Raw genomic sequence first — 26,816 nt, 5'->3', positions numbered from 1 at the left:
AGCAGCAAAAAGTTAAAGGTGAACAAAGTACAACAGAACACCAAATGTTATTCTATCCCCCCTAATAACGGCCTGCCTATAATAAGATTGACTCCAGAATTCGTGGATTTAGTCTTATTATAGGAGGATTATTCGATGAAAACCCAGCCTCATGCAACCATCATTCCGCTGCGCCCACCATCCAAATATAAGCGCAAGAACCATATCCTCTACGCCATGCTCGCCCTTCCCTTTTTATTTGCCCTCATCTTCAACTACATTCCTATGTTCGGCATTGTCATTGCCTTCCAGGACTACAAGCCTTGGTTAGGTATTCGAGGCTCCGAGTGGGTGGGACTCGATCACTTCCGTCTCATCTTCACGCTCGACGGACCGACTGTCATATGGAACACCCTGGCTATCTCATCCATGAAAATCGTGTTCGGCTTGATTACCCCCCTCACCTTCGCTCTGCTGCTCAATGAAGTCCGTGTCGAAGGCTATAAGCGTAGCATTCAGACACTCGTTTATTTACCTCATTTTCTGTCTTGGGTTATTCTAGGCGGAATTCTGATCGATCTGCTCAACCCCGACGGAGGGCTCATGAATCGAATGATTGGAGCCTTAGGCTTCGACCCGATCTTCTTCCTCGGAGACGGGAATTGGTTCCGATTCACCGTTGTTGTGAGTGATCTATGGAAGGAGTTCGGATTCGGCGCCATCATATTCCTCGCTGCCATTCTATCCATTGATCCCTCCCTATATGAAGCAGCGGAGGTTGATGGCGCTAATCGCTGGAAGCATACTGTGCATATCACGCTGCCTTCCTTGGTTCCTATGATTATCGTTGTCGGGACACTCTCCTTAGGCAATATCCTGAACGCAGGCTTTGACCAGATCTTCAACCTATATAATCCATTGGTCTACAATAAGGGCGATATCATCGACACTTACGTATACAGGAATGGCCTCGAGAGCGGCCAATTCAGCTTCGGTACGGCCTTCGGCTTGTTCAAGTCGATCATTGCAACGATCTTAATCGCTGTCTCCTATCGCATCGCCTACAAGTATGGCAACTATCGTATATTCTAGAAGGAAGTGAACCACGATGTATCATAAGACGACTGGGTACCGCATCTTCACTTGGGTTAACAATAGCTTGCTAGCACTGCTTGCCTTCGTATGCTTGCTTCCACTCATACACGTGCTCGCTGTCTCCTTCAGCGGCAAGGAGGCTGCCGGCGCTAATCTTGTTAATCTATGGCCTGTCGACTTCACGACAGTTGCCTATCAACAGACCTTGCAGAACAACAACTTCGCGCATGCGATGCTGGTGTCGTTCACTCGTGTTCTCCTTGGCACAGGAATCGGAATGCTGCTCTGTATCCTGGCAGCCTATCCGCTGTCCAAGGGCGCCGAGGTGCTGAGAGGAAGGACAGCCCTCAGCTTCTACTTCTTGTTCACCATGCTGTTCAACGGCGGCTTGATTCCTACTTACATCCTGGTGAGCAATCTGCACATTATGAACAGCATATGGGCGCTCATCCTGCCATCTGCCCTGAACGTATGGAATATCATTCTCATGATGAACTTCTTCCGCAACGTACCGAAGGAGTTAGAGGAAGCGTCCCTCATTGACGGAGCTAACCATCTACGAACACTCGTCTCTGTCTATCTTCCCATCTCCTTGCCGTCCTTAGCTACGATAGCCCTCTTCACGATCGTATATCATTGGAACTCATGGTTCGAAGGGTTGATCTACATTAACAGTCAGGATGATTATCCATTGGCAACCCTGCTGCAGACGATTATCGTCCAGCCCGATCTTAGCAAGCTGAACGGCAATGTGAATGCCTTGAAGGAATATTCCCAGCGTACCGTCAAGGCGGCCCAGATTTTTATCGCTGCCTTACCCATACTACTGATATATCCATTCCTTCAGCGGTTCTTTGTAAAAGGGATTGTTCTCGGAGCAGTTAAGTCTTAGGTTGGGGGTGGGTGGGGATTAGAGATTAATGAGGAGTAAATATGGCTATGCTCTCCTCTGCCGATTGAGCGGTGGCAATGCTGAGATTGCGTTCGTTGCGGTTGGGCGCCCTAATGTCGTTACGCGAGATATGGTTCATTCCAGCTTGATTATGATCGATGCAGGAATCAATGAGATAGAGGGCGGGAAGATCTTTGGGGATGTAGCCATGAATGTAAGCTCTCACGCAACAGCCCTCTCCCCTGTCCCGGGTGGGGTTGGAACCTTAACTAAAGCTATCAATTTCTTGAGAGCAATAGACATTTGCTGAGGTTATCGGGAAGATGAGAAGCTTGACCGTTTATGTGAAGAGTGGCGGCTGACATCGAATCATTCAATAAGTACATGAACGCATTGCGGCTGCCTAAGGGAACGGATGAGGAGAAGCTCGCGCGTATGGGTGCCTTGCACGAGGCATCGATAGAAGCTATCAATATTCCTCTACGTCTTATGGTAGTCTGCATGGCTGGTCTCGTGTGCACCAATAGCCTTGCCGAGTCTTAGAACAAGAATGTCATCTCCGATTTAGGCATCGGAGCCATTCTGTTCGAAGCCGCTGCGCAATCTGCCTTGTTAACTATTGAGATTAATCTAGCATCCTTGAAGGACTTGGAGCTGAGGCAGGGATATTCGGATAAGCTATCCTTATCAATTCGTGATATTGGGGAGTTGAAAAGTAGAGCTGTGCGATTACCCGAGATAGGATTGTGGGGTAGTTGCAACTAGAATTACTAGAGTGGTTGTCATAATCCTAAATAGTCATCTCACGCCCCTCCCACCAAATCCCCCAAATCCCTAGTCCCACCTGGCTTTAGCGCTCCTACCCTAAATCCCTGATTCGACGCTGACAATTAAAGTCGTCTTACGAATCCGATAGAAATCGGGGGTAAATCGGAGAAAATCGGGATAAGACGAGCAATCAAAGTCGTCTTAGAGCAGGAAAGTACATAGGGGAGAAATGGGTCTAGGGGAACCGATGATCGGAGTAAAGATCGGAGAAAAGCTTGATTATCAAATGACTGGCAGGTCACAGCGACCACTCCAGCAATAAAACACAGCCGAGGAAAACAGGAGTGGATACCTGAGGTTCGCTCGGCTCGTGACACGACTATTTAGGCTTTGAGATGACTATTTAGGCTCTGAGATGACTTTAAAGTTATTCACATTGGTTTAAATCTCAAGCCAATCCAGAATCAATTGTTCTAACAAAAAGAAAAACCGAATGATTCCAGGCTAAAACCTGATTTTTACTTGGTAGTTTTGGCTTTCTTTTCTAACTTCAACCCCTACCTCGATTCTTCTTATAATTAGTTGTTTCCAACTTCAAACTTGACCTCTTCGTCTGTTATATCAATGATCCTCATAATAAAATCCATATTATTTCTTTGTATAAATGTATTTTCGCTACTAAAAAACAATCTATTCTTATCATGAGATTTTTTCAATAGATTAGTAAGTAGAAGGAAATTCTCTTTTTGCATAATATCAAATTTTGATATAGAGCTAACTAATTTTTGAACAATTCTTCCGTTTTCCATTTCATCATTTAATTCCTCTATATATGTAAAAAACCTCCCCAATAATCCAACTATAACATCGCTGATTTGTATAAAATTATCTTCCTTAGAATTCTTGAATATAAAATTTCTATCTTTCTCAAAATTAGTTGTATTGATTATTTCTTCAATTGTTGGTTCTTTATCAAATATATGAATTGAATTTAAAAATATAACGGGTTTAATCAGGTAATAGTTTGAATAATCTTTAATAATATAATCGTTTTTACCAAATCCTATAAAATCATCATCGTATTTCTGCTTATCGAAAAGTTTCCATAATTCATCATACACGATCATCCTAGCAACTTCTTCAAACTTATCTTTTACAGAAGGCAGTTTTGATTTCAAACTTTTTATAAAGGTAACCCACTCTTCACAAAAATCTGTTATAGCATCCTTCTGAATTTTAGGATAGTCATATTTTGTTAGTATTTCGCATACTTCATCTAGATTGCTAGATATATGTTTATATAGGGTGTGTCCGTGCATAAGTTCTAACCCTTTAATTTTCTCATTATCCATATTATTATTAATTATTATCTTCAAAATGTCATTAACAATTGCGTATAAATTATCAACATTTATAAAATGAATATAAATCTCATGTTCAAAAATCCATTTCAACACTATATTAAGTTGTTTTGATCTCAAAGATTCTATAAAAGTTAACTTCAGAATATGTTTAGACTTCATTTCATTTATATTATTTTGAAACTTTAGTTTTTCATGTAGATCTTTGGGATTACCAATAAATTTTTTTTCATCAATAACTATTCCCCCTAGCACAAAGTTTTTATTAACAGGTGAATTGAACTTACTTCCTTTTATCCAAAATTTCCTTGGGTTATTTGTTTCATCATAATAAAATTTGAGTTTCGCATCTATATCACTACCACTATCAATAATTTCATTCCGTAGAATGACAATTTCCTCCTCGGTTATTTCTTGCTTAATTCTATTAAATTCGTTTAGTAATATTTCTGCTATTTGCTTCCCTTTAAAAGACACACCGCCATATGTTGTTTTGCGTCCTAAACATGCTTCTATATCTAATTTCAATTTCTCTCTTAGCTCTTTATCGAATTTTTGTATAAATATAATTTCGTCAAATTTTTCATTATCACTCATTGCATTTTTTACTATATTATTAAATGACTGAAGTATAAACGTATTTATTTGTTCTTCAGAAAGCTCTTTTGTTTGTTTTGAGAAAAAGCTATTATAGAACCTATAAATAGGATTTTTTTTTGTATTCACCAATAACACTCCAATGATTTTATCTGACGTAGAAAAAAGCTGAACAATCCCTATTTATCTTATCACTTTTGTCTATTCCCAACCAAAAACGATTATCGAGCTTATTGCCAATTCTTTAGTATTTGGTATAAATAATAAGAATGGGCTGCCGCTGCAGCCCGTTCCTTCAAAAAAATTCAATTCAATCTTATAATGCATCTACATAAAGCCGTATCTTCCAGTTGTTCTATCCTTTGTAAACTCAATAAAGTTCATCTTCTCTCCATTAACATCCATAGAGAATTTATTCTCTAATATTATTATTTGAGATCCAACTATGTTGGAAAATGTATTTAAAAATCTGACTTTTAATTCTTCGGGAACCTTCTCTTCTTCATCCGTCCCATTTGCTTCTTGATATGTTGTTAACGGTGAATCAATTAATACAAATCCAGCATGAGGTAAGTTATTTTTTTGACAATAGTCCATTAAACTAATTACAAAAACACTGTAGATAATAGATCTGAATCCTTTTCCAAAAACAGACCTTGCTTTACCATTAATAATAAAATCAAATTCCTTGAAATCAAAAGAAACGTTATTAGACTTTAAATTAATGCCTGGAAATTTCATGTTTATTAAAAAGCCATTCATTATCTTCATCAGCTCTTCAATATTTTGATCTACTACATCATTTTCGACTGTGGGTTCTTGTGGTGAATTAATTAGTATGTTTGTTGTGCTAAACAATTTTTTTTGCGAATTTAATCTTATTAGCTGATTTGTTAAATACTCTATTTTAGCTTTAATTAATTTTGCATCTACCTGCTTATCGATTTTTTCTTGAAGTGAAGCTTGAGTTGGTTTAAGTTCATTTTCAACTTTTTGTTTTATCTCACGATATTTTTTTTCCTCTATTAATATCTCTTCATTTATTTTTTCAATATCTTCTTCTAAGTTTCCCGTTGTCATACTTAAATCACTTAGATTCAGCATTATTTTTTCTTTCTCGGAACTGTATGATGAGATTAACTTCTCATAATTAACTCCTCTTACAACTTTTTCGTGGTGTGATTCATCGTGGTAGGCATCAAGTTGTTTGCCGCATACTGGACAATTTTCTGGTTGAAGATTTGAAATAATACTGCCACCTTCTAATATAAAATCAAGACGTCGAAGGTCAGAATTGAAATGCTCCTTTAGTAAATTAAATCTTTTTATGAGTTCTTGATTCATCAATCTTTTGGTTTTTAGTTTCTCCGTACTTTTAAAAGTCTCCCTTATAACTTCACTGTGCTGTTTTATTTCGGAAGTTACAAATAACAATTCTTCTTTAAACGAAATTCCTGATGAATCCTCACTTGATTGTAATGTAAATAATTGATTTTGAGTTTCAACTATTAATTCATCCAAGTAATCTGTTTTGTCAACCTGTGGCTTCTCTTTCGTCTTCTTACCAGCTCTTAACTTAGATAAGTAAGAAACATAGGAAGTGTACTTTCCTGAAATAAAATAGAAAAATGCATTTAATTCCACTGTCCTTGATACGTACTGTCCCGTTGTTAATAACGTTTTATCTTTAATTACTTCTTTCTCATCTATTAGGGAAAAGTGTAAAAAATCACGGAACGCTAATTTCCTATACTTCTCTTCCCCAATATGTGTTCTTAATTCAATTTCAGAGTTAACTCCAATATACTCCATCATATTACTGGAAATTAACTTTGTTCTCCCTTTTGTATTTACTCGTAAGTACTCGGTTTTATCGTTAATGATTTCAAAAGGACAAGAATATATGTAAACTTTGTTTGTCGAAAGTACCCGTCTTAAAGTAATAATATCTTTTTTAGCAAAAGAGTAAATTTCTAAATACCCGTCCAAATAATCTCTATTTTCAGGTATATTTTTGGGGGAATCATTAGAGCCAAGCATATACTTCAACCATTGGAATACATAGGTCTTCCCTGTATCCGTTGGCCCTGAGATGATGTTAAGACCTTCAGAGAATTTAACTTCTCTCTTATCCGCACCATTCGATAAAATAAGTCTTTTTATCAACAAGCCGCAGTTTTTATTCATAATTACCTCTCACTAATGATTCATATTCAAACTCTCCACCCCACTGTTGAATGTTCTTATTTACGATGGAGTTTATTTCTGTCGTTTCAATAGAACCGTATTTTTCGGCAACCCAAGTAGACAACTTTTTTAAAATTATAAAGTAATCGCTCTTTAGCAATTCAACAAACACTTTAGTTAAGCTGTTTGATCGATAGTATACACCGGAAGCTTTATATACGATTTCAATTAACCCTCTACTTACTAATAAGTCTAAACCTTCAGAAATCAATTTCCGTTTAATGATGATTTCAGAACCCCTTAAAGGTAACGATGGGTGCAAATTTATTTGTTCGCTATCAACATCATTCGCATGGATGATAAAGTAATCAAAAATCACTAACCTATCTAAATCATACGTATTATTTGAATCCTGGCTTAATAGTACAAGAATTCTTAATGCAACTTCTAAATTCGAATTAAATAATAGAAAGTCATCAGGATTTTTGATATGCCTACTCATTTTTACTCACCCATTCGATTAAGCCGTCATTTGCAAGATGATGGCAAATCCCATGTCTATCATCATCCTCCACTACTGAAATTAAAGGATTTCCTGATAGCTGTAGACTTCTTGCTGTTTTTGTAACCTCTTTTACCCTTGCAAAGCCACTTGAAAAATCCGATTCAACAGTATCAATAACACCCATATATACTGAACTCTTCAATTTAGCAAATGCATTCGCACCTTCTGGTAATGTATCTCGTTCAAATGATGCAAGTGACTGAGCCTTGTGGTAATGGATTCTTTCACGTTGAAAATGATTTTTATAAATACTGTAACTTGTTAATTCGTCAGTATGATTAAATGTTACTCCCTTATCTTCACTGTACGCTTCTAACAATTTTGTTACATAAGTCAACTCAGACTCTTGAACTTCATCAGGGGTAATCGCTTGTTCCCTAAATTTATTAAATCCTCCACCAAATCTCGGTACATAATAAGGCGTCTTTCTGTGTTGTTCAATTACCTCAAGAGGATCAAGAAATCCTACTATTTTGAAATCAAATTTCTCCACATATTTTCTAAACTCCTCTGTTAGCTCCACAACTTCAGTATCGGTTATCTTATTTTTACAATGTTTTTCCCAATTTAGAATAAGGTTGTTTTTTAGTTGCTCAGGATTTTGAATGTAAGATTTAAGCAACGGACCGACACCTTTGGAAGTCGCAAATATATATCTTTGTGGTACAGTGAATTCTCTGTGAAACGTGTAATAACAAAGTTTTCCGAACTCAACCCAAACATCACTCGGAGTTAAAGGATGATCATAATGCTTACACTGATAACAATCCCATTTTTCTCCTAAGTCGTCATGACAGGCTACGACATCCCTTCCCTTATCTCCTGCACCAGCGTTACGATAGACTTTTTTATACCCGACTATTTCAATTAAATAACCTGTTGCCCATTCTTGAATAAACCTTTCGAAATCTGCATCAGAAAATAGAGTTAATAATTCAATTGCTGGAATAGTTATAGCCATTCCATAGAGGATTTGCTGATTAGTTAAACTTTGAACCTTTGGTTTACTTATTTCACTTAATTCTTCCATGTTATGTTCCCCTATATTAGTTCCAATTCTTATTTATCCTTATGAATTCGACATATTCCCTAATTATTCCTCCCTCTATATCCATCTCTTTAACCCCTTCTCCATTTATATTCCGAAAAGGCATGTTTTCACCATAAGCTTGCATTCTGCCAATAGTTTTGATGAACGTACATTTCATACCAGCCACGATTTAATTTAATCCTTGCTACCATCGGAGATTTTATCTCCTATCTCTGTTCCCTATTCCCTTTCCCCAAAACAAATAAAGAGAAAACATTTTTCTCTCTTTTTTCATTCCTACTATGTTCACAATGAATAAACCTCTGCTAAAAACAGCCCTCAAACCCGCATTCCACCGTTGACCTAATAAATAAACTCTTGCAACAAATCTATGGTTTTTGAATCTATTTTTCGTAGCATGACTATTTTCATAATCTGAATTATGTCTGGATAGAAAAACAGGGGAAGGGCTTGAGGGATAAGGGTTTTGCCCCTTTTTCCTCATACCTTCCCCCTATGTTTATCAGGTCTTTATTCGATTTTTAGCAAAGGTTATTGCTAATATCAGGGCTTTATTGCGGGGTTACATTACTTGTTCATAATTAATATACTCCTGCCAAATAACAGCCCTCAAACCCGCATTCCACCGTTGCCCTCATAAATAAAGTCATGCTACAAAACCGTGTTTTTCTCCACTTTCGACTCAACTTTTTGTATCAAAACTTTATTATAATCTGAATAATGTCGTGACATCAGTGCAGGGGAAGGCAAGGTAAAAAAGATAGAAATTAGGGGAAGTTCAAGGGCTACTGCAAGCAGGAAGCAAGTCCAGGTAAAGAGCTGATTAGAGGTGTGGGGAGAGATCTGGAAAACATTTATAGCGTGAGAAAAAGAGCGAGGAGAAGCCTGAGAAATTCAGGTTTGGTACGGCTTTACAGGTGTTTTATATGCGGGAGAAGTAGCCTGAGGAAAGGTTTAAACGGCATCTGAAGCGTAATCCAGCAAAGCCTGGAGAAAAGAAAAGCCGAACGAAAATCAGGACAAATGCCTGAAGATCGATCGGCTGTTCGTGGGTAGTTGGAGGCATAACATTGATGCCATCAATTACTTCCTCGATGATTTATCACGACTTTATTCGATTTTTAGCATGGGTTTATTGCGAATAGCACAAGTTTAATCATTGTCTACATTACTTCTAACTATCAGCGCACAGCACTCCACATGCACAGTTTGAGGAAACATATCCACCGGCTGAATCTCCACCGTCCGGTAGCCGCCCTGCTCTAGCACCTGCAGGTCACGCGCCAGAGTAGCGGGATTGCAGCTGACGTAGACGACGCGAGCTGGCTGCATCGCGAGGATGGTGTCCAGCAGGGCGGGGTCGCAGCCCTTGCGCGGGGGGTCGACGACGATGACGTCTGCGGCGGAGCCTTCCTCGCTCCAGCGAGGGATGACGACCTCGGCTGGGCCGGCCTCGAAGGTGGTGTTGGCAATGCCGTTCAGCTCGGCATTGCGCTTGGCGTCCTCGATGGCCTCGGGGACGATCTCGACGCCGTAGACATGGCCCGCTTGGCGAGCGAGGAAGAGCGAGATGGTGCCGATGCCGCAATAGGCGTCGATGACCTTCTCCGTGCCGGTCAGACCGGCATACTCCACAGCCTTGCGATACAAGGCGACAGTCTGGACGGGATTGACCTGGTAGAAGGATCGAGCCGATATGGCGAAGCGAATGCCATCGAGCTCGTCATAGATGACGTCGCTGCCCCACAGGGTACGCGTCTCGTCGCCGAAGATGACGTTGGTGCTGCGCGTATTGACGTTCTGGACGATGCTCCGCACGTCCGGCAGCGCTGCGCGTATACGCTCCACCCATTGCTCTCCCTTCGGGAGGCGAGTCCCGTTCGTGACGAGCACGACCATGATCTCACCGGTGACGAAGCCGGTGCGGACGACAACATGGCGAAGGATCCCGCCGCCAGTCTCCTCATTGTATGCCGAGATGCCGAGCTCGAGGCCAATCTGCTTCACGACCCGAACGACCTCGTCGTTGCGGTCGTCCTGAATGTGGCAGAGGTCCATGTCAATGATCCGGTGGCTGCCGCTGGCATAGAAGCCGGCGATCAGCCTGCCGCTGTCGCCGCTCTCCCCTACCGGAACCTGAGCCTTGTTCCGGTAGTTCCACGGGTTGTCCATCCCGATCGTAGGATGGACAACGACGCCCTCGCCCGCTGCTGAGCTACTGTCCTCAGCAACCTGCAGCTTGCCGATCCGCTCGAGGCTGTCGATGACGGACTGCCGCTTCCAGCGCAGCTGCGCCTCGTAGTCCATATGCTGCAGCTGGCAGCCGCCGCATTGACTGAATATGGAGCAGGCCGGGCCTACCCGGTCCGGGCTCTCGACCAGTATCTCAAGCAGCTTGGCGTAGCCATACTGCTTCTTGACCTTGAGCACCTTCGCGCGGACGCGCTCGCCCGGGAGCGCTCCGTGCACGAATAGGGTGTAGCCGTCTACACGGCCAACCCCTTCACCTTCATGGGTGAGACCGATGATGTCGAGCGTTACCTCGTCGTTTTTCACCACGGGGGTGTCGTATACGACTGGTGTCCCTGCGCGTCCCGCTCCTGCTCTCACCCCAGCTACTGCACCTGCTCCACCTCGGCCGCCGCGGCCGCCTCTGCCTCTGTTCTTGTTGCCGTCTTGCTTGTTCATGTCAATCGCTCCGCTCTATAGTAGAAACCGTCGCAACAATCGTCGCAACGGTTCATTGGAATACTCTGTTCAATTGTAGCTTACCGGTAAGTCGACTCGCCCGTCTCGTCCGCGAAGATCTGCAGATGCTGCGGCAGCACGGAGAAGGTGAACGGGAGCTTGCCGCCGTACTCGCCGTCGAGATTAATCTGGACATAATCCGGCGTCGTCACCTTCAGCTCATCGGTCCGGAAGTGGATCACATGCGGATCATTCAGATGCTCCCCGCGCAGCGCGGCGGTGACGAGCTTGATGAACTCCGGCAGATTGCACTTGCGCACGAGCAGCACATCGAGCAGGCCGTCGTCCAGCTTGGAATCCGGGGCGAGCTTCTCGAAGCCGCCGACCGCATTGGAATTACAGATGAGGAATAGCATGAATTCATCGTGGAACTCGCCAACGCCGCGAGCGGTGAAGCTCAGTTCGGTGGGCCGGAGCCTAGTCATCTTCTCCAGACCCTTCATATAATAAGCCAGCTGCCCAATCATCGTCTTGAGCCGGCTTGGCACTTCATAGGTCAATTCCGTCAGAGAGCCGCCGCCCGCCACATTGATGAAAAAGCGCTCATTCGCCTTCCCCACATCAATCGGCCGAGTGTATTGCTGCAGGATCAGGTCGCACGCATACTCCCAATGCTTCGGAATGCCCGTCGCGCGTGCGAAGTCATTCGTCGTTCCGAGCGGCAGGATGCCGAGCGGCGGACGATGCGGCTTCTCCGCTACGCCGTTGATCACTTCATAGAGCGTCCCGTCGCCGCCGGCCGCAATAATAATGTCGAAGCCGCGCTCCGCTGCATCCGCAGCTGCCAGAGTCGCATCTCCCTCGCCCGTCGTGGCGTGGCAGCTCGTCTCGATCCCGCCTGACTCCAGCTTCTGCAGAATGTCCGGCAGCCGCCGCTTCATCTCTTCTCTGCCCGATGTCGGGTTATATATGAGTCTTGCTCTCTTATTCGTCACTGTTCTCTACCCCCAGCCCCTCGCGTCCAAGCGATCATCTGTCGCTGCATCCAGCGTTCAATCGCGGGATGGGGCAGCATCGCTAGGCCGTTATATCGATAGGTTAACCCGGTTAGCCTATTCGGAATCACATGATTGGTGAAATACCCTGTACTTAGGAAGATTGGCACCACAATAACCGCGGCCTCCGGCTCTCGTCGCTGCATCGCCTTCAGCACACAGCCAGCCTGGTTCGGCAGCAGCATCGCGATCTCTGCCCTGCGGAAGCCGCCTAGATCCTGCATTCGCGCCGCTAGACTCGTAAGACCTTGTCTCCAGCGCCCGTGGAAGCCAGCTTCCTTGCTGCCGTGGGCAACGAGGAGTAGCGACTCCTCGGACGGTTGGTCCGAGAGCTCTGCTATATTCGACAGCAGCAGCTCCGCAATGTCTGGGTCATCATCGATCGGCAGGCCCATATGAACCGTGGTAGCTGATGCGGTGCGGAATGTGCCGAGGTCGCCCTCAAGCTGATAAGCTCGCGGGAAGCCGAACGCCTGCCCGATCTCATCGACATGCGTGCTCCCGGAGGAGACGAACAGCGGCAGGACGAACAGCTCCGTAACGCCAAGCGCTTCCAGCGCATCCACACCGTCCTGGATGAGCCTGCCCTCCACGATCTCGAGGAACGAGGAGTAGACCGGCACACCGGTCAGCTCTGCTGCCGAGGCAGCGGCGGTTACCGCGCGATCGACCAGCCCCACCCACTCCGCTTCACGCGAACCGTGGGAGATGACCAGTATACCGAGCTTCGTTGACATGGCTAGCGACCTAGTCGGTCTAGCGTCATTTTGTAACCATCGTTCCCGTAATTCAGACAACGCTTGACCCGAGAGATTGTAGCCGTTGACGCCCCTGTCTCCGCCTCAATCTGGTTGTATGTACTTCCCTTGCCCAGCATGCGTGCCACTTCCAGCCGCTGTGAGAGGGACTGAATCTCGTTAACCGTGCATAGATCGTCGAAAAAAACATAACACTCCTCGACCGACTTCAGCGTCAGAACCGCTTCAAATAACTGGTCGATCGCCTTATCATTCAGCTTCTTAAGCTGCATAGAAACGTTCACTCCCTAGTAGAACTCAATACTCTGATTGTATCAGTTATCGAGGGTAATTATCAACATTACCGCATTACAGCACTGAAGACTATGCAGATGCAGGCAGGCTATAGCTGAATTATTGTGCGGAACCCGGGACATTCGTCCAATCCGTATGTTCGCCTATGCCATAGACTATTATAAAAAAAAGGGTTGTGATACGTGTGAATACCCGTGATTATCCCGGCCTCAGCCCCACGAGCAGGCCGCGGGCGGTACAGGGCAATACGCGTGATGGCAAGAGCCAGGTAAGCCAGTTATTCCCCGGCGTCTCCGAGCCGTACGGAGGTCCAGGCATGGGCATGGGTCCCGGCGGCTTAGGCGGGGGATTCGGGGGAGGGTACCAGCCAGGTCCTGGCGGTATGACCGGCTATCCTCCTACCGTGCCCGTCGTAGAGGAGGCTGTTCCGGTCGTCGTCGTGCCGAAGACGGCTGCTGAGCTCGTTGAGACGGCATCGGATGACAAGTCGAGTATATTCTCGATGGAGAAGCTGCAGGAGATCAAGGGGTTCGTTGACCGGATGGGCGGCATCGATGGCATCCTCGGTACCGTGACGAAGGTGCAGAAGGTGATGTCGAGCGTCTCCCAGATGGCGCCTCTGGTGAAGGTCATTATGGGCTCCTTCGGCAAAAGCGGCAAAGGCGCCACCGTCAGCGACGACGAAGGCGGCGAATGGACGCCGCCGAAGAAGCGCCGCAAGCGCAAGCCCGGCAGCGGCGGCAAGGCAGGCGGCGCTGCCGGCGGAGTGAAGCGCCGGCGAAAGCCGGTGAAGCGCCCTCGGTAGGGGCGGGCTGTTTCGTAGGATGGATTGGAGAGCGTTCCCGATGGTGGGGCCGCTCTTTTTCATTTTCACATCAATTACCAATCAACAAGCAGGATGTTATGTGAGATGATTGCTTATTGGAAGATATACGAGGGGAACTGAACGGGATATGAGAAGATTTGCTTCGCTGCACGTTATGCTTTACCTTTTATTCATTGTGAGTACAATTGCTGCAATCACGTTAGCCTACCTAGGCATTGGTGACGGACAATCCCTAGCCTACAAGTTTCTCATTGGCTATTTATTTTTTTCGATTGCCTATGCTCTTTACATAACATGTGCGCTTGTTTACCATATGTCGAAGCTGCGGTGGGCTGAGATGAGGAAGCGATTGTACACCTTCGTAAAGTGGTTTATCTATTTAAGTATTCCTTTAATTATAATCAAGCTGATATTCAGCCCCGAAGACCTTGATCTTTCTACTATGAGTACGCCATTTGGTTTATCCATAGCCATAAGCTTCTTTGATCTGTTGTGGGGCAAGAGGGAGATCGAAGAGGATTAAAATGGTTGGGAGCTTGGAGACCATACACCACAGAAGCTCTCAACCCGTGGGCATCATAGGATAGGTGCATTACTGCTCCTATCTCGACTCTCGGACCCTCACAAGCATCGCAATAGGTGCACTTCTGGTTACTACTTAGGTCCCTTTAGCAATTGTATTGTCCACCGAGCGCTAAGTGAACAATTTAGTTTCTTAGATTGGTTAGCTAGCGAGGTCATGCGAGCGTGGATAGGGTATAAATTGCACCTATTGGTTAGCTAGCGAAGTCATGCGAGCGTGGATAGGGTATAAATTGCACCTATTGGTTAGCTAGTGAGGTCATGTGAGCGTGGATAGGGTATAAATTGCACCTATTGGTTAGCTAGTGAGGTCATGCGAGCGTGAATAGGGTATAAATTGCACCTATTGGTTAGCGAGCAAGGAGGTACCTAAGTAGTAACCACTTCTGCTCCTATCTCATCCGACCTTCAGACGAGGACTATCATCTACTTCCCCCGCTCGCCTCACTCTATAGTTATGGTGCATTTTTGCACCTCGTTGGCGGCTCGGCAGGTCTCGACTACTCAATATGGTGCATTTTTGCACCTCGTTGGCGGCTCGGCAGGTCTCGACTACTTGATATGGTGCATTTTTGCACCTCGTTGGCGGCTCGGCAGGTCTCGACTACTTGATATGGTGCATTTTTGCACCTGGATGGCGATACATGAAATTCTATAGACATGCCAAGGAGCGGTCCCGGTTGGGACCGCTCTTCGGCTTGCTCGTAAATCACTGTCTAGCCCAGCTTCGCTGCCTTCAGCCAGCGGGTCAGCATGACCGCTGTCTCGGCGCGCGTTGCTTCCCCTTGCGGCTCGAATAGGCCGCTTGGGTTGCCCTTGAGGATGCCCGCCTTAGCGGCTTCATCAACGGCTGCTCTGGCCCACGCGCTGATCGCCGCGTGGTCCTTGAACGGCTGGCTGCTGCCATCACCTGCAGCAGCCGAGCCCAGCTCCGCGCCGGCCAGCTTCGCCGCGCGCGATAGCATCACCGCGAGTTCCTCGCGGGTGATACGGTCATTCGGCGAGAACATCTCCGCCGACTTCCCTTGAACGAGCCCGAAGCGCGAGGCTGTCGCCACCGCTCCTTCATACCATGCTCCAGCCTTCACATCCGTGAAGCCTGTCGCACCTGCACCCTCGCCCGCTAGGCCGCCTTCCAGGCCTAGCGCCCGAACGAGCATCGCGGCGAATTCCGCTCGCGTCACTGCAGCCTCCGGCGCGAATTCCTCGCTTCGTCGGCCCTCCACAATCATGCGCGACGCGATCCACTCGATCTCCGCGCGCGCCCAATGCTGCTTGCTGTCCGCGAACGATGCCTCTCGCTCCAGCAGCGCATAGATGCTGTTGCCCGGACGCTTCAGCGCTGCGGACAGCTTCCCATCCGCCGACGTCACGAGCTCCGTCGGCACATAGCTCCACTGCTCCGTGACCGGGTCGAACATCGCCCCGAACACATTCTCGTTGCCCTTGCTATCGGCATCGTTCCCACTGCTGCTGTCCGCACCGTTCCCACTCTTGCCGCTCTGATCGTTCGCGCTGCTGCTGTCCGCAGCGTTCCCACTCTCACTGTCCACAGCAAGCAGACGAGTCACATACACCCCATCGAAGTCAGAGACTTCCTTTTTGTCACCCTTCCAGTCCACCGTAACGTCGAACTTTACCGGGCTGCCAAGGAGCGAAGCGCCAGCCTTCTTCACCGAAGCCTTCATCTTATCCTCAGTCTTGCCATCCGCCTTACCGAGAGAGATAACGACCTTCAGCTCATCTAATGGGACATCCTTCTTGTACAGCTTCTTCAGCACCTTGCCGCTAATGCCAGCAAGCGGAAGCTCATAGCTGCCGAGCGGTGTCTTGACCACAACTACGGCTCCAGCAGCAGCTGCTTCCTTCAATATCCCTGCAGGAAGCTCCAGCGCATAGCGCTCACCTGCCTGATCGAACACAGCCGTCAACAGCGGCTTCCCATCTGTTCCTTCTGTTCCTTCTGTTCCACCTGTTCCACCTGTTCCACCTGCTCCACCCGTTCCGCCTTCTCCCGCAGCTGCAACAGCCAGCTTCCAAGCGGCTTCCCAAGCTTCCTTGGATACGGAACCGATGATAGTCTTATTCTGTTCAACAACAGTTACTTCCAGCTTGGTTCCAGCGCTTCCATTATTCTCGCCATTTTCACCATTACCACCATTATTCCCGCCATTATTACCGCCAGTTCCCCCATCACCCCCGCCATCTCCCAGATCCACTTCCCCTCCGGTTCGCGTGATGCGCATCATGACGGTCTTCGTCGCTTGCCCCGCACGGCCCTTATCCGTATACCAAGGCTGCGCAAGCGTCTCGGCGGTCGGCTCAATATGCAGCTCGAACGTGTTCAGCCCCGACTTCAGAGGGAGCGCATCCACGAGCACATTGCCGTATTCGTCCATCTCTTCGTCCTTGATCGGCTCCCCATTAATGGTGAAAAGCACGCCATAAGGCACAACCGCCTTCAGCTTCACCGAAGCTTGGTCCGTCGTATACTCAATGTCCTCGCCGAACGAGGATCGCGGCAGCGTCACCGCCATCGGCATATCGACCCAGCGCAGTACATAATCGTCCACGATCATCTGATTGCCGCCTTGGTTGCTGATCGTCAGTCTCATATTCGTATCGGTGGAGCTGTACGCCCAGTTCCCGTAATCCTCGGTATCGTCCGCCTTCCTCGTATGGGAGGAGAAGGCTTCGGTCGACCAAGAGCCGCGGGTGTACTTATACTGAATCTGCTTACCCGCCATCATCCGGAAGGAATACTCCACGACATCTCTTGACGTTGCACCGCTCGGTACATTCAGCTTGTTGCCCGATGCGTTCCAACCGTTCAGATCGCCCGCCAGATAGATATCATCCGTTGCCGGTGTGTAGCTTGGCAGATGCAGCCGCAGCTTCACATCGACCATGACGACCTTAGGCGTGACGCTCTTCTCGCCGGAATCCGTGCGGTTGTAAGCCCCATCGAAGGCAGCCACCTTGTACGTATAGGACACATCATTGCTGACGGTGTAGTCGATATACGCTCTAGCCTCAGCCCCCAGCACCGCCAGCTTCGTGAACGCAGACTCGCCTTCTGCCTTGCGATACACTTCCAGCCCCTTCACCGTATCATCCGCTCCCAAGGTCCAGCCCAGAGCAGCCCGGTTCGATTCTTGCAGGATATCCCCCAGCTCAGGGCCAACCGGAGCCGTCGTATCTGAACCATCTGCAGCGGCATTCAGCACAGCCTCGGCTGAATCCGTATAGCTCTCTCCGTTGTTCGTGGATACCTTCGCATAATAGTGATACTCTCCAGCTGCCGTCGGCTCGAATACGCCGTAGTAGACTTTCTTGCCGCCAGCCGCGTCACGCTTGAAGCGCAGCTTCACATCCGCTGCCGAAGCAGCACCAGCCGCCGCGTCGTAATAGAACAATCTTGCTGTCAGTCCTGCTGCTTCCTTGCCTGTATAAGCCGCGTCGTCCGTCAGCCCCGGCACATCGACCGCCACTTCAATCTCGCTGGTCGTCTTGCCAACACCGATGGTCAGGTCAGCAGCTGGCGTAACCAGCTCCACCCCAGCCACCTCATAAGCTGGTGTAGCCGAAGCCATCGAATCCGGCTGTGCACTCTCCGCATCTCCGATAACGGCCGTTACTGCGTAATATTGCTTCGTTCCGTTGACGACCCCTGAATCGGTATAACTCACAGTCGGTGCATCAACTGTACCGGCCAGAGTCAGGGCTGCTCCCTCCATCGCAGAGCGATAGACGTTGTACTTCACCGCGCCGCTTACCGGCTGCCAGCTAAGAGACACTTTCCCATTGCCACCGGTCGCTGCAAGCCCTTCTACCTTCGGCACATTCACCAGCGGCTGCTGAGATACCATGAGGTAGCCGGTGAGTGCCGGGATGGTTAGGGAGATTTTGCCCGAGGGGCCGACTTGAGCTTCTGCAGTTCCGTATACTTCATCCTTCAGCGTCAGGCCAGCCGGCAGGAAGCCGGTCACATCGGCTGTAATCTGCTGCTCGGTCTCCGAACGGTTAACGACGACGAGCCCCGCTTCCGCTCCATTGGTACGGGCGTAGACGATGACATCATCCTTCGCGTAGGCTGTCTTGAGGTCGCCCGTGCGGAATACCTCATGCTCCGTTCTCACCTTACCCGCTTGCGTGTACGTGTTGAACAACTCGGCATGTCGACCAACACCCTCATAGCTTCCAGCCGACCCGCTCACCCGATCCCACGGGAATGTACGGCGGGAATCCGGATCCTTCGTGCCTTCCAGACCCAGCTCATCTCCGTAGTAGATCGTTGGAGCACCAGGATAACCCATCTGCAGGATGGCCGTCAGACCTTGGAGCTTCAGAGCCTTCTCTGTCGCGGCTGGCGCAATCTTCAGATTCTCTTCCTCCCAGTTCGGGTGGTCCAGCTTCGTAATGTTGCGCGTCGTATCATGGGAGCCGACGAGGTTCAGCATCGCGAGCCAAGCTTCCTGCGGATAATCCTCGCGGATGGACTCCAGCGCTGCATTCATCGCTGCCGCGTTGCCGCTGATCATGTAGCTCTGCAGAGCACCGCGGAACCGGTAGTTCATGACAGAGTCGAACTGGTCGCCCAGCAGGTAATGCGTCGCGACGCCCCACTCTTCCCCAAGAATGATTGGATCGAGGATCTCCTCGCCATTGCCATTCGTACGTCCTGCCGTAGACTTCACGGCTTCGCGGAACTTCTTCCACGTCCCGGAGGTCACATCTGGAGCCACATCAAGCCGCCAGCCCTGTGCCCCCATCCACATCCAGCGCTGCGAAGCGGTAGACTGCATCACTTCCGCTGCCTTGTCGTCCGATAGCCCTTCCAGGTTGTAGCCAATGACTTCATCCCGGTAGGTGATGAGGTTCCATTCATGAAGTCCTTGGATGGCCTTGGTATCGCCAGCCTCCGGCTCCTTCGCATCCATAGCCGGCAAGGAGTCGTAGCCCCACCAAGCTTCATACTTGTAGCGCAGCTTGCCGCTGTCATCCGCTACCTTCTTATTCTCCACCGTGAACCAGCCGATATAGTCGAAGTCATCTGGGTAAGCGTACTTGACACCCGTTGCCGGGTTAGTCTTCGCCGTATAGGAAGCGATGACCTCGGCCTTCGCATCCGCTTCGGACGCGCCCGCGTTCACCTTATCCCACACCTTCGCCCAGAACTCATAAGCTCCAATCTCAGGGTACTTCTCGTACCGGTCGAAGTAGATCGAATCATCTCCGACGTGGTTGAACACGCCATCTGTGATCAGCGCCATCCCTTCCGCACGAGCCGCCTTGGCAAAAGCCTTGAACACCCCGTCCGAAGCCTCGCGCGTCTCATCATAATTCAACCCAGAGAGCGGGTCTCCCGGCGTGTTGTACACCGGCTTGCCGAACATCGGATCGAGATGCTTGTAGTCTGTCGCATCATACTTATGGTTGGATGCCGCCCATGCCACCGGGTTCAGGTAGAGCGCGGTCACACCTAGCGACTTCAAGTAATCCAGCTTCTGCTCAATGCCGGCAATATCACCGCCATAGAATTCATTCGTGAAGACACCGTCGGATGTCGCACCCGGGAAGTTGTAGCTGTTCTCCGGCAGAATCCGTCTTGGATTCTCCGGCACATCACTCCAGTCGCCCTCTACTTGGCTGGCTGCAGGATCATTCGGTACGCCGCCATCGAAGTATTGAATCGGTGTGGAGGTAATCGGACTGTTCGTTCCGTTATCATTACGAACACCGCGAACGCCGTCCTTCAGCTTCGCCCGGTTGTTCGTCTTGTCACCGTCCAGGAAGCGGTCAGGGAAGATCTGATAGACGATCGCGTTCTTCATCCAGTCTGGAGTCTTGTAATCGGTTGCATACACCGTCAGATCATAGGGCAACGCGCCTTCCGCCGCCGCTGCACCTGTACCGCCGCGCACGCCGTCATCGCCGTATTCCACCTTCGTTCCACCGTCGATCAGGATGAACTTGTAGCCCCAGATGCCGATCGTGTCGAACACGCTCTTCGGAATCGTCGTCTCGTAGTAGTCGAGCTCGCCGATCGTCGTCGCCTTGATCATGTTATACGTCTTGGACAGCCCATCCCCGCTCGTCAGCTCGACCTTCGCCAGCTGCACGTCGTTCTTGCCTGCGGCAATTCTTAGCGTCAGGTCCTGTGCCAGCTGCTTAATCGCGCCGAACGGCTTGCGATAGGTGAGCTGACGGCTGTCGAAGCTGAGCTTCGTCTTGTCGATCTGGCCGTCATACGCGCCGTCCTTCGGTTGATAATTGTGAGTCAGGAAGCGGTCCGCAGCCGAATAATCCACTGTGAAAATAACCGCAGACTCATCCAGCACCTTCAGCGCCAGGTCGCTTCCTCCCTTCGCCCCGTAGCTCTCGTTCCAGTTCGGACCGAACGCTGCCTTCACATTGTAGCTGCCTGCCGGAATCGTCCGCTGCAGCTTATAGACCGATCCGTCGAAGTTGTAATCGACGAACAGCTGCTTCGCGGTCTCGGGGCTCCAGTTCGTCTCCCCGAATACTGGAGCCTGGATGTCGCCGACCAGGCGCGGCTGCTTGTCATCCGCAAGCTGTGGTGTATATGGTGTTAAGCCCTCTACGTCAGGGATGGAGATTCTAGCCTGTCCCAGCTTGTCGTTCACATAGAAGGTCACCTTGGTCTGTTCAGTAAGCGTCATAGAGAAGTTGCCTCCATTGTTGGAGTAACCGTCCCAAGTGCCGTTCTTTACTATTTTGAATGGATAAGTGCCCGCTTCAAGCACAACGGAGTAGGCATAGAAGCCATCAACCAGGTGAGTGAATTGGTACTCCGGCGCATCCTGCTTCCAAGTCTGCCCTGGCAGCGCTCCGACCAGGAACCACTTATTCAGCCCGCCAGGCTGGCCTTGCCAAGTGTCCGCAGCTGCTGTTGCTATTGCTCCTGCTGCTGCGCTTGCGCCCGTTGGCAGCAGCGCCGCACCCAGCATCACCTGAATCATCATGACCCACACTAGCACTGAACTAACACGTTTCTTAACTCGATTCCCACCTCGACCTCGACCTCTACCTCTACCTCGACTTGCACTTGCACTTCCACTTGCACTCCCACTCCCACTTCCACTGCTTCTCCCTTGCACAACCATTTCCCCTCTCGAGTTGGAGTTTCTCTTCACACGGCACTAGCTCTTGATTCAGCGTAAGCAACCAACATTCTTAATCGAACTTGAGCTCAACTTAAGATCACCTTGAGATGCCCTTCACTTTGGTGCAAGCGTTTGCACAAAAATGTGTGCAACGCATTCTACACACATACAAGCTCACTTTCTACTCAATTAATAGAAGCCCTCCTCACGAGTTATGTAAGAGCTGAACATCCTATACCGTCATCCTCCGAATTGCGCTAACGTTTGCACAATCCTCCTACCGAATATACTATCACCGCAATGAAAGCGGTGTCAACAATCTTTTCACAATGAAAAAAAGACCCGCTCCCCGCCCCCATAAGGGGCAAGTCAGCAGGCCTGGGCATTACAAGTCTTCATGCGCTTAACAGTATGACAGTCTTCCCATACTCTATTGCAAGAACAGCTTCTCAATAATCCAGTACACCAGCGCCGCGAAGGACATTGTAATTGGAATCGTGATGACCCATGCAATGACAATCCGGCCGGCTACCGACCAGCGCACGGAGGAGAATCGCTTCGCACTGCCCACACCCAAGATGGATGAGGTAATAACATGCGTCGTGGAGACCGGCAGGTGAATGACCGTAGCGGTTAGAATAACCACAGCTGAACCGATATCAGCAGCGAAGCCGTTAATAGGCTCAATCTTGAAAATCTTCGTGCCCATCGTCTTGATAATCTTCCAGCCGCCGACGGACGTTCCGAGCGCCATCGCTACAGCTGCGGAGATCTTCACCCATAGTGGTACGTCATAGTTGTCCTGGACTTCAGCAGCTACAAGAGCGAAGGTGATAATCCCCATCGCCTTCTGCGCATCATTCGTACCATGGGAGAACGATTGGAACGCCGCTGTAATGATCTGTCCGAACCGGAAGCCCTTGTTGATCGAATGCGGGCTTGCCTTGGCGAACGCCTTCTTCAGAATCCACATGAGGATGAAGCCGATGGAGAAGGCAATGAGCGGTGATAACAGCAGTGCCTTCATGATGTCAGTGAAGCCTTCCTTGTTGATCGCCGAGAAGCCTGCTGCTCCGATAACGGCACCAGCTAGGGAGCCAATCAGAGCATGGGAGCTCGAGGAAGGAATGCCGAACCACCAAGTAATCAAGTTCCATGCAATGGCAGAGATCAGCGCTGCGATTACGACTTGAACCCCGAATTCGAGATCCGCGGGATTCGCTACGCTTCCTCCAATCGTCTTCGCAACTCCGGTGAAGGTGATCGCTCCTACGAAGTTCATCGTCGCAGCGAGCAGAATCGCAACCCGAGGCTTCAGCGCACGAGTCGATACGGTAGTGGCAATGGCGTTCGCCGTGTCATGGAATCCATTTATGAAATCAAAGGCCAGAGCCAAAAATACGACAATCCACAAAATTATTGTTGCATCCATTAGAATAACTCCTACTCCCTATGGTTAGCTGTTGCGCATGATGATGGATTCAAGCGTGTTGGCCACGTCTTCGCAATAGTCCGTCGTCTGCTCCAGCATCTCATATAGTTCCTTGTACTTCATGAGCTGAATAGGATCTGTTACATTCGTGAACAAGCTCTTGATTCCAACGCGGAGAAGATCATCAGCCTGGTTCTCCAGCTCATTAAGGGCAATGTTAGGTTCACGGATGGCAAGCAGCTTCTTCTTCGTCAGCAGGTAGATCGCCTTGTGAATCTGTTGAGCAGAGCGGACAAGGATGTCGCCGAAGAGCGTTATGTACTCGTCCTTCTCCCGAATATCGTACATCTCGAAGCGCGATGCGCAGGCCTCAATACCGTCAAGCACATCATCGAGTGAAGTAACAAGAGCCATTATGTCTTCACGCTCAATAGGTGTAATGAACGTTTTGTTCAGTTCCTTCAGAATGGTGTGAACGTACTTATCGCACTTGCTCTCGTATTCCTTCATCGTCTTGGCGAATGCGCCAACATCCGACAAGTCGTTAAGCCCATTCCCGAAGAATTGTACCGCTTCAACCAGAGTATCAGCCATCTCTTCAAACGTTGAGAAGAAAATATCCTTTTTCTTAAACATCGTAATCCCCTTTATCCACTGGATGTGTAGGCCCTTCGAACAAGCCCAGAATATCTTAACATAGTTTACTTTAGTTTTGTTAAGAGATTGTAAACGTTCGTGCAAATTCTTAATTATTTTTACATTCTTCGATTTTTCGCCACAAAATTAGCGGTCCTCCGAGGAGAACCGCCAGCTGTCATGCTGTAAGCCGCTTCCTCTTCTACACCTTTCTAGAAGTGTGTCCGAGTTGGCTTGTTTTTACCCGCGAAGGGGGGGCTGTCTGTCTAACTTATTCACCATACCGAATGTGCTCCGCGAAGGTCGGCTTGTTCGGTACGATATGATAATACGTCTTGCCCGTTGCAAAAGGCAGCTCGGTGCCGTCCTTCACAATCCGAATCAGCCCGTCGGGACTGCGAACCCACTCTGCCTCCACTGCCGTACCCAGCTGGAACAGTATAGCCTTGCCGCCGCTGCTGAGGTCAACCGAGAGCCGTCCCTCGCCATCCAGCGTTCGATGATTCGCACCAAGGACGACGAGATTCGCTGCGGTCAATGGTTCCCCGGTATTCAGGTCGATATGCGGCTGGTCGCCCAGAGACCGCTTGTAGAGATGGGCTTCGCTGTCGTACGTATAGTTAACCTGATAGCTCTGAAGCAGGAAGGAGATATTCACTTCAGAGGCCGGCACACCTGCAGGAGGAGTTAATCCGTCTGTGAATGTATACGCTGGAATCGGGAGCTCATTCGAGTAGCCCTTCTTATCCGCAGCCGTGTGCAGCCTCTCCAGATTGGAGTAGAGGTTATGCGGAGCCTTGCGCTCCTTGCTGCGCCAGTATGCGCCTCCCGCATTCGTAATCTCGTCGAGATATGCCTTCTTCTGTCCGCGCAGAATCGCATAAGCGTCATTGCTGCCACCGGCATGAACGAGGACGGCGCCGTAAGTCTCTCCCAGCTCAATGAGATATGGACGAATGCTGCGAATCGGACCAATGTTGAAGTCGCCCGCGGCCTTGCTCTGGAAGATGGCGACGAGTCGTGTAATTCCTCCTTCGGCGAGCACTTCCCACACTATATCGGCTTCGCTCAGCCCGGACTGAGGACGCGCAGCCGCGAAGTTGTTGATCATGACCGCGTAAGGCCGGCCTGCCGGCTCCTCCTGCTGGCGAATTCCTGTGAGCGGCGCGGCGTAAGGCAAGTCAGCTGCAGGAGACGCTGCTGGGGAGGCCGTTCCTTGAGGGGGAGCGGTAACCTCTTGACCTTCCGAAGGTGCTGGCTCATTGCCGTCATTCCCGCTGCAAGCGGTCAGTGCGAAGGCCAGAGTGAGGATTAGAATGAGGATAGTACGAAGACTGTGCTGGCCGCTGCTGCCGATAATAGACATACGTGATCCCTGCCTTCACGATGGAGTATGATGCTCCTTCCATTTAATCACAATATAGGAGGGCTGTCAGGCAGGAGTTTATGTGGTGCAGGGCGGGGCGCCTAGCATTCGTGGGCATATGAACAACCGCTCAGGCGTCGTGGGCTGAGCGGTTGTTTTTTTTCACACATAATATTATTCACACATAAGGACTGAAGTCCTCTTATATGCTCCAATGATGCCATTCCTCTTGACGCTTATCGAGGCCGGACAGCCAGTCCGACGTTACCCGAATCGCCTCTTCCTGGTGCGCTCTGGAGGAATACGTATGATTCGCCTGGAAAATAATCTCCTTGTCGCACAACCCCTCGCTCCGGGTCCAAAACACCTTCTGATACAGGAAGCTGTAGTCGACGGGGATGAGCTCATCACTCGTGCCGTGAATGAGCAGCACCTCGCCGCTGAACTTCGGAGCCGATTGGAACGGCTGATGCTGCATGAGGGAGTCGAAGAAGGCGGGCTGAAGAGTGAAGCCGGAATGATCCGTGCCGCCTCTGTTCACAGCCTCATCATACCCCTTGCGGCCCACGATCCTGACGATGTCATTGAATGGGTAAGCAACGGGAGACCACAGCACAATGCGCTTAATCCGCTTATCCTTCACCGCGGTCTCGATGGCAATAGCCCCGCCCAGACTATGTCCCAGCAGCACAATTCGAGTTGGATCTACGCAGTCCATGCTGGCCACATAATCAATGGCCGTACGTGTCTGATCGATCATGGAGTCGAAGCCGAGTGAGCCGTAATCTCCGTTGCTCTCGCCGCAGCCTCCATAATCGAATCGCAATACGTAGTTGCCTTCCCTCGCCAGCGCCCTGGCAGCCTTCACGAACAGCCGGTCCACGCCGACTCTGCTGCCAATGAAGCCGTGGCAGATGATGATGGCCTGCTTCTTCTTCCGATCATCATTGCTCCCGTTCGTCGGATAATGAAGCGTAGCTGTCAGCTCCAGCCCTTCATGTCTGAGTACAAGCTGCTTCTCCATCGCCGCTGCCTCCCTAGTCATCGTCATCCAGTCCCCTCTGCTCTATCTAGTTGAAGTGAGTCCACTCCACTTAATCTATATAATTCCTACCCGTATACTATGAATTAGTGTATACGTGTATTCTATAATGGCAGGCGGCTCGGTGTCAACCTCCTGCACCATATTCGCCTCGCGGGCTGGCGCCGGCGCTCATTCTGGTGCACTTATGCACCACATTCGCCTCGCGGACTGGCGCCGGCGCTCATTCTGGTGCACTTATGCACCACATTCGCCTCGCGGATTGGAGGCGGCGGTTGATCTGGTGCACTTATGCACCACATTCGCCTCGCGGACTGGCGCCGGCGCTCATTCTGGTGCACTTCTGCACCACATTCGTATCGCGGACTGGCGCCGGCGGTCATTCTGGTGCACTTATGCACCACATTCGCCTCGCGGACTGGCGCCGGCGCTCATTCTGGTGCACTTACTCCTAGGCCCCGTAATGGAACTGGAGTCTCTCCTAACAATCTATTATTCTATAGATAAGGGAGAGG

The 26,816-nt window shown here is 49.3% G+C and carries 20 protein-coding genes and 1 pseudogene; 6 read left to right on the top strand and 15 right to left on the bottom strand.

Annotation, left to right across the window (positions count from 1 at the left end; all coding sequences use genetic code 11):
• Positions 1 to 216 precede the first annotated feature (216 nt).
• The 4 genes and pseudogenes from ACFO9Q_RS15260 to ACFO9Q_RS15245 all read left to right on the top strand — a co-directional run bounded on the left by ACFO9Q_RS15260 (position 217) and on the right by ACFO9Q_RS15245 (position 2,731).
• Positions 217 to 1,071, top strand: coding sequence for an ABC transporter permease (locus tag ACFO9Q_RS15260; protein ID WP_379183696.1), 855 nt, complete (start codon positions 217 to 219; stop codon positions 1,069 to 1,071).
• A gap of 16 nt (positions 1,072 to 1,087) precedes the next feature.
• Positions 1,088 to 1,966, top strand: a complete 879-nt coding sequence (locus ACFO9Q_RS15255) for a carbohydrate ABC transporter permease (RefSeq protein ID WP_379183528.1) — start codon at positions 1,088 to 1,090, stop codon at positions 1,964 to 1,966.
• Between the two features lie 28 nt (positions 1,967 to 1,994).
• Positions 1,995 to 2,276 (top strand): hypothetical protein, encoded by a 282-nt coding sequence (locus tag ACFO9Q_RS15250; protein ID WP_379183526.1) that lies wholly within the window; start codon positions 1,995 to 1,997, stop codon positions 2,274 to 2,276.
• A gap of 74 nt (positions 2,277 to 2,350) precedes the next feature.
• Positions 2,351 to 2,731: pseudogene (locus tag ACFO9Q_RS15245) on the top strand (cyclodeaminase/cyclohydrolase family protein).
• Between the two features lie 581 nt (positions 2,732 to 3,312).
• Here the strand turns inward: ACFO9Q_RS15245 and ACFO9Q_RS15240 are convergent.
• The 10 genes from ACFO9Q_RS15240 to ACFO9Q_RS15195 form a co-directional block, all read right to left on the bottom strand.
• The gene (locus tag ACFO9Q_RS15240) at positions 3,313 to 4,821 is read right to left on the bottom strand and encodes a DUF3800 domain-containing protein (protein WP_379183524.1); all 1,509 of its coding nucleotides are present in this window, start codon (positions 4,819 to 4,821) and stop codon (positions 3,313 to 3,315) included.
• Between the two features lie 198 nt (positions 4,822 to 5,019).
• Positions 5,020 to 6,879 carry a hypothetical protein gene (locus tag ACFO9Q_RS15235; RefSeq protein ID WP_379183522.1) on the bottom strand — a complete coding sequence of 620 codons (1,860 nt, stop codon included), beginning with the start codon at positions 6,877 to 6,879 and terminating at the stop codon, positions 5,020 to 5,022.
• Positions 6,872 to 7,381, bottom strand: a complete 510-nt coding sequence (locus tag ACFO9Q_RS15230) for an ABC-three component system middle component 2 (RefSeq protein ID WP_379183520.1) — start codon at positions 7,379 to 7,381, stop codon at positions 6,872 to 6,874. The genes ACFO9Q_RS15235 and ACFO9Q_RS15230 overlap by 8 nt, the downstream gene beginning before the upstream one ends.
• Positions 7,374 to 8,474, bottom strand: coding sequence for an ABC-three component system protein (locus ACFO9Q_RS15225; RefSeq protein WP_379183518.1), 1,101 nt, complete (start codon positions 8,472 to 8,474; stop codon positions 7,374 to 7,376). The genes ACFO9Q_RS15230 and ACFO9Q_RS15225 overlap by 8 nt, the downstream gene beginning before the upstream one ends.
• 16 nt (positions 8,475 to 8,490) lie before the next feature.
• Complete coding sequence (locus tag ACFO9Q_RS15220; protein WP_379183516.1) at positions 8,491 to 8,661, bottom strand: hypothetical protein; 171 nt, start codon at positions 8,659 to 8,661, stop codon at positions 8,491 to 8,493.
• A 33-nt stretch (positions 8,662 to 8,694) separates the two neighbouring features.
• Positions 8,695 to 8,979, bottom strand: a complete 285-nt coding sequence (locus ACFO9Q_RS15215) for a hypothetical protein (protein ID WP_379183514.1) — start codon at positions 8,977 to 8,979, stop codon at positions 8,695 to 8,697.
• Positions 8,980 to 9,647: 668 nt separating this feature from the next.
• The gene (rlmD, locus tag ACFO9Q_RS15210) at positions 9,648 to 11,183 is read right to left on the bottom strand and encodes a 23S rRNA (uracil(1939)-C(5))-methyltransferase RlmD (protein ID WP_379183512.1); all 1,536 of its coding nucleotides are present in this window, start codon (positions 11,181 to 11,183) and stop codon (positions 9,648 to 9,650) included.
• Positions 11,184 to 11,263: 80 nt separating this feature from the next.
• Positions 11,264 to 12,178, bottom strand: a complete 915-nt coding sequence (locus ACFO9Q_RS15205; RefSeq protein WP_379183510.1) for a diacylglycerol kinase — start codon at positions 12,176 to 12,178, stop codon at positions 11,264 to 11,266.
• A complete protein-coding gene (locus tag ACFO9Q_RS15200) occupies positions 12,175 to 12,975 on the bottom strand; it encodes a sirohydrochlorin chelatase (protein ID WP_379183508.1) in 801 nt (266 codons plus the stop codon). The genes ACFO9Q_RS15205 and ACFO9Q_RS15200 overlap by 4 nt, the downstream gene beginning before the upstream one ends.
• A gap of 2 nt (positions 12,976 to 12,977) precedes the next feature.
• On the bottom strand, positions 12,978 to 13,268 hold the full coding sequence (locus ACFO9Q_RS15195) for a YerC/YecD family TrpR-related protein (RefSeq protein WP_379183506.1): 291 nt from the start codon (positions 13,266 to 13,268) through the stop codon (positions 12,978 to 12,980).
• Between the two features lie 206 nt (positions 13,269 to 13,474).
• On the opposite strand from ACFO9Q_RS15195, the gene ACFO9Q_RS15190 reads away from it, so the two are divergent.
• Together ACFO9Q_RS15190 and ACFO9Q_RS15185 are read left to right on the top strand one after the other, a co-directional pair.
• A complete protein-coding gene (locus ACFO9Q_RS15190; protein ID WP_379183504.1) occupies positions 13,475 to 14,095 on the top strand; it encodes a hypothetical protein in 621 nt (206 codons plus the stop codon).
• Between the two features lie 148 nt (positions 14,096 to 14,243).
• A complete protein-coding gene (locus ACFO9Q_RS15185) occupies positions 14,244 to 14,639 on the top strand; it encodes a hypothetical protein (protein WP_379183502.1) in 396 nt (131 codons plus the stop codon).
• Between the two features lie 775 nt (positions 14,640 to 15,414).
• On the opposite strand, the gene ACFO9Q_RS15180 is transcribed toward ACFO9Q_RS15185, so the two are convergent.
• The 5 genes from ACFO9Q_RS15180 to ACFO9Q_RS15160 all read right to left on the bottom strand — a co-directional run bounded on the left by ACFO9Q_RS15180 (position 15,415) and on the right by ACFO9Q_RS15160 (position 26,283).
• Positions 15,415 to 21,684, bottom strand: coding sequence for an alpha-amylase family glycosyl hydrolase (locus tag ACFO9Q_RS15180; protein ID WP_379183500.1), 6,270 nt, complete (start codon positions 21,682 to 21,684; stop codon positions 15,415 to 15,417).
• A 571-nt stretch (positions 21,685 to 22,255) separates the two neighbouring features.
• Complete coding sequence (locus tag ACFO9Q_RS15175; RefSeq protein WP_379183498.1) at positions 22,256 to 23,257, bottom strand: inorganic phosphate transporter; 1,002 nt, start codon at positions 23,255 to 23,257, stop codon at positions 22,256 to 22,258.
• A 24-nt stretch (positions 23,258 to 23,281) separates the two neighbouring features.
• Positions 23,282 to 23,893 (bottom strand): DUF47 domain-containing protein, encoded by a 612-nt coding sequence (locus ACFO9Q_RS15170; RefSeq protein ID WP_379183496.1) that lies wholly within the window; start codon positions 23,891 to 23,893, stop codon positions 23,282 to 23,284.
• Positions 23,894 to 24,164: 271 nt separating this feature from the next.
• Complete coding sequence (locus tag ACFO9Q_RS15165) at positions 24,165 to 25,259, bottom strand: DUF3048 domain-containing protein (protein ID WP_379183494.1); 1,095 nt, start codon at positions 25,257 to 25,259, stop codon at positions 24,165 to 24,167.
• 202 nt (positions 25,260 to 25,461) lie between these two features.
• On the bottom strand, positions 25,462 to 26,283 hold the full coding sequence (locus ACFO9Q_RS15160; RefSeq protein WP_379183694.1) for an alpha/beta hydrolase: 822 nt from the start codon (positions 26,281 to 26,283) through the stop codon (positions 25,462 to 25,464).
• Between the last annotated feature and the right edge of the window lie 533 nt (positions 26,284 to 26,816).

It is taken from the genome of Paenibacillus sp. GCM10023252, assembly GCF_042653305.1.
GTDB lineage: Bacteria > Bacillota > Bacilli > Paenibacillales > Paenibacillaceae > Pristimantibacillus.
Note: the sequence above shows the minus strand (reverse complement) of the source record. Positions and strands in the feature narration are given on the sequence as shown.

What these genes read in the sequence shown, in the direction of transcription:
- ACFO9Q_RS15170 (WP_379183496.1), bottom strand. Translation starts at nt 23,893, where the DNA reads ATGTTTAAGAAAAAGGATATTTTCTTCTCAACGTTTGAAGAGATGGCT.
- ACFO9Q_RS15180 (WP_379183500.1), bottom strand. Translation starts at nt 21,684, where the DNA reads ATGATGATTCAGGTGATGCTGGGTGCGGCGCTGCTGCCAACGGGCGCA.
- rlmD (WP_379183512.1), bottom strand. Translation starts at nt 11,183, where the DNA reads ATGAACAAGCAAGACGGCAACAAGAACAGAGGCAGAGGCGGCCGCGGC.
- ACFO9Q_RS15165 (WP_379183494.1), bottom strand. Translation starts at nt 25,259, where the DNA reads ATGTCTATTATCGGCAGCAGCGGCCAGCACAGTCTTCGTACTATCCTC.
- ACFO9Q_RS15255 (WP_379183528.1), top strand. Translation starts at nt 1,088, where the DNA reads ATGTATCATAAGACGACTGGGTACCGCATCTTCACTTGGGTTAACAAT.
- ACFO9Q_RS15260 (WP_379183696.1), top strand. Translation starts at nt 217, where the DNA reads ATGCTCGCCCTTCCCTTTTTATTTGCCCTCATCTTCAACTACATTCCT.
- ACFO9Q_RS15235 (WP_379183522.1), bottom strand. Translation starts at nt 6,879, where the DNA reads ATGAATAAAAACTGCGGCTTGTTGATAAAAAGACTTATTTTATCGAAT.
- ACFO9Q_RS15225 (WP_379183518.1), bottom strand. Translation starts at nt 8,474, where the DNA reads ATGGAAGAATTAAGTGAAATAAGTAAACCAAAGGTTCAAAGTTTAACT.
- ACFO9Q_RS15230 (WP_379183520.1), bottom strand. Translation starts at nt 7,381, where the DNA reads ATGAGTAGGCATATCAAAAATCCTGATGACTTTCTATTATTTAATTCG.
- ACFO9Q_RS15160 (WP_379183694.1), bottom strand. Translation starts at nt 26,283, where the DNA reads ATGGAGAAGCAGCTTGTACTCAGACATGAAGGGCTGGAGCTGACAGCT.
- ACFO9Q_RS15215 (WP_379183514.1), bottom strand. Translation starts at nt 8,979, where the DNA reads ATGAGGAAAAAGGGGCAAAACCCTTATCCCTCAAGCCCTTCCCCTGTT.
- ACFO9Q_RS15200 (WP_379183508.1), bottom strand. Translation starts at nt 12,975, where the DNA reads ATGTCAACGAAGCTCGGTATACTGGTCATCTCCCACGGTTCGCGTGAA.
- ACFO9Q_RS15185 (WP_379183502.1), top strand. Translation starts at nt 14,244, where the DNA reads ATGAGAAGATTTGCTTCGCTGCACGTTATGCTTTACCTTTTATTCATT.
- ACFO9Q_RS15250 (WP_379183526.1), top strand. Translation starts at nt 1,995, where the DNA reads ATGAGGAGTAAATATGGCTATGCTCTCCTCTGCCGATTGAGCGGTGGC.
- ACFO9Q_RS15195 (WP_379183506.1), bottom strand. Translation starts at nt 13,268, where the DNA reads ATGCAGCTTAAGAAGCTGAATGATAAGGCGATCGACCAGTTATTTGAA.
- ACFO9Q_RS15175 (WP_379183498.1), bottom strand. Translation starts at nt 23,257, where the DNA reads ATGGATGCAACAATAATTTTGTGGATTGTCGTATTTTTGGCTCTGGCC.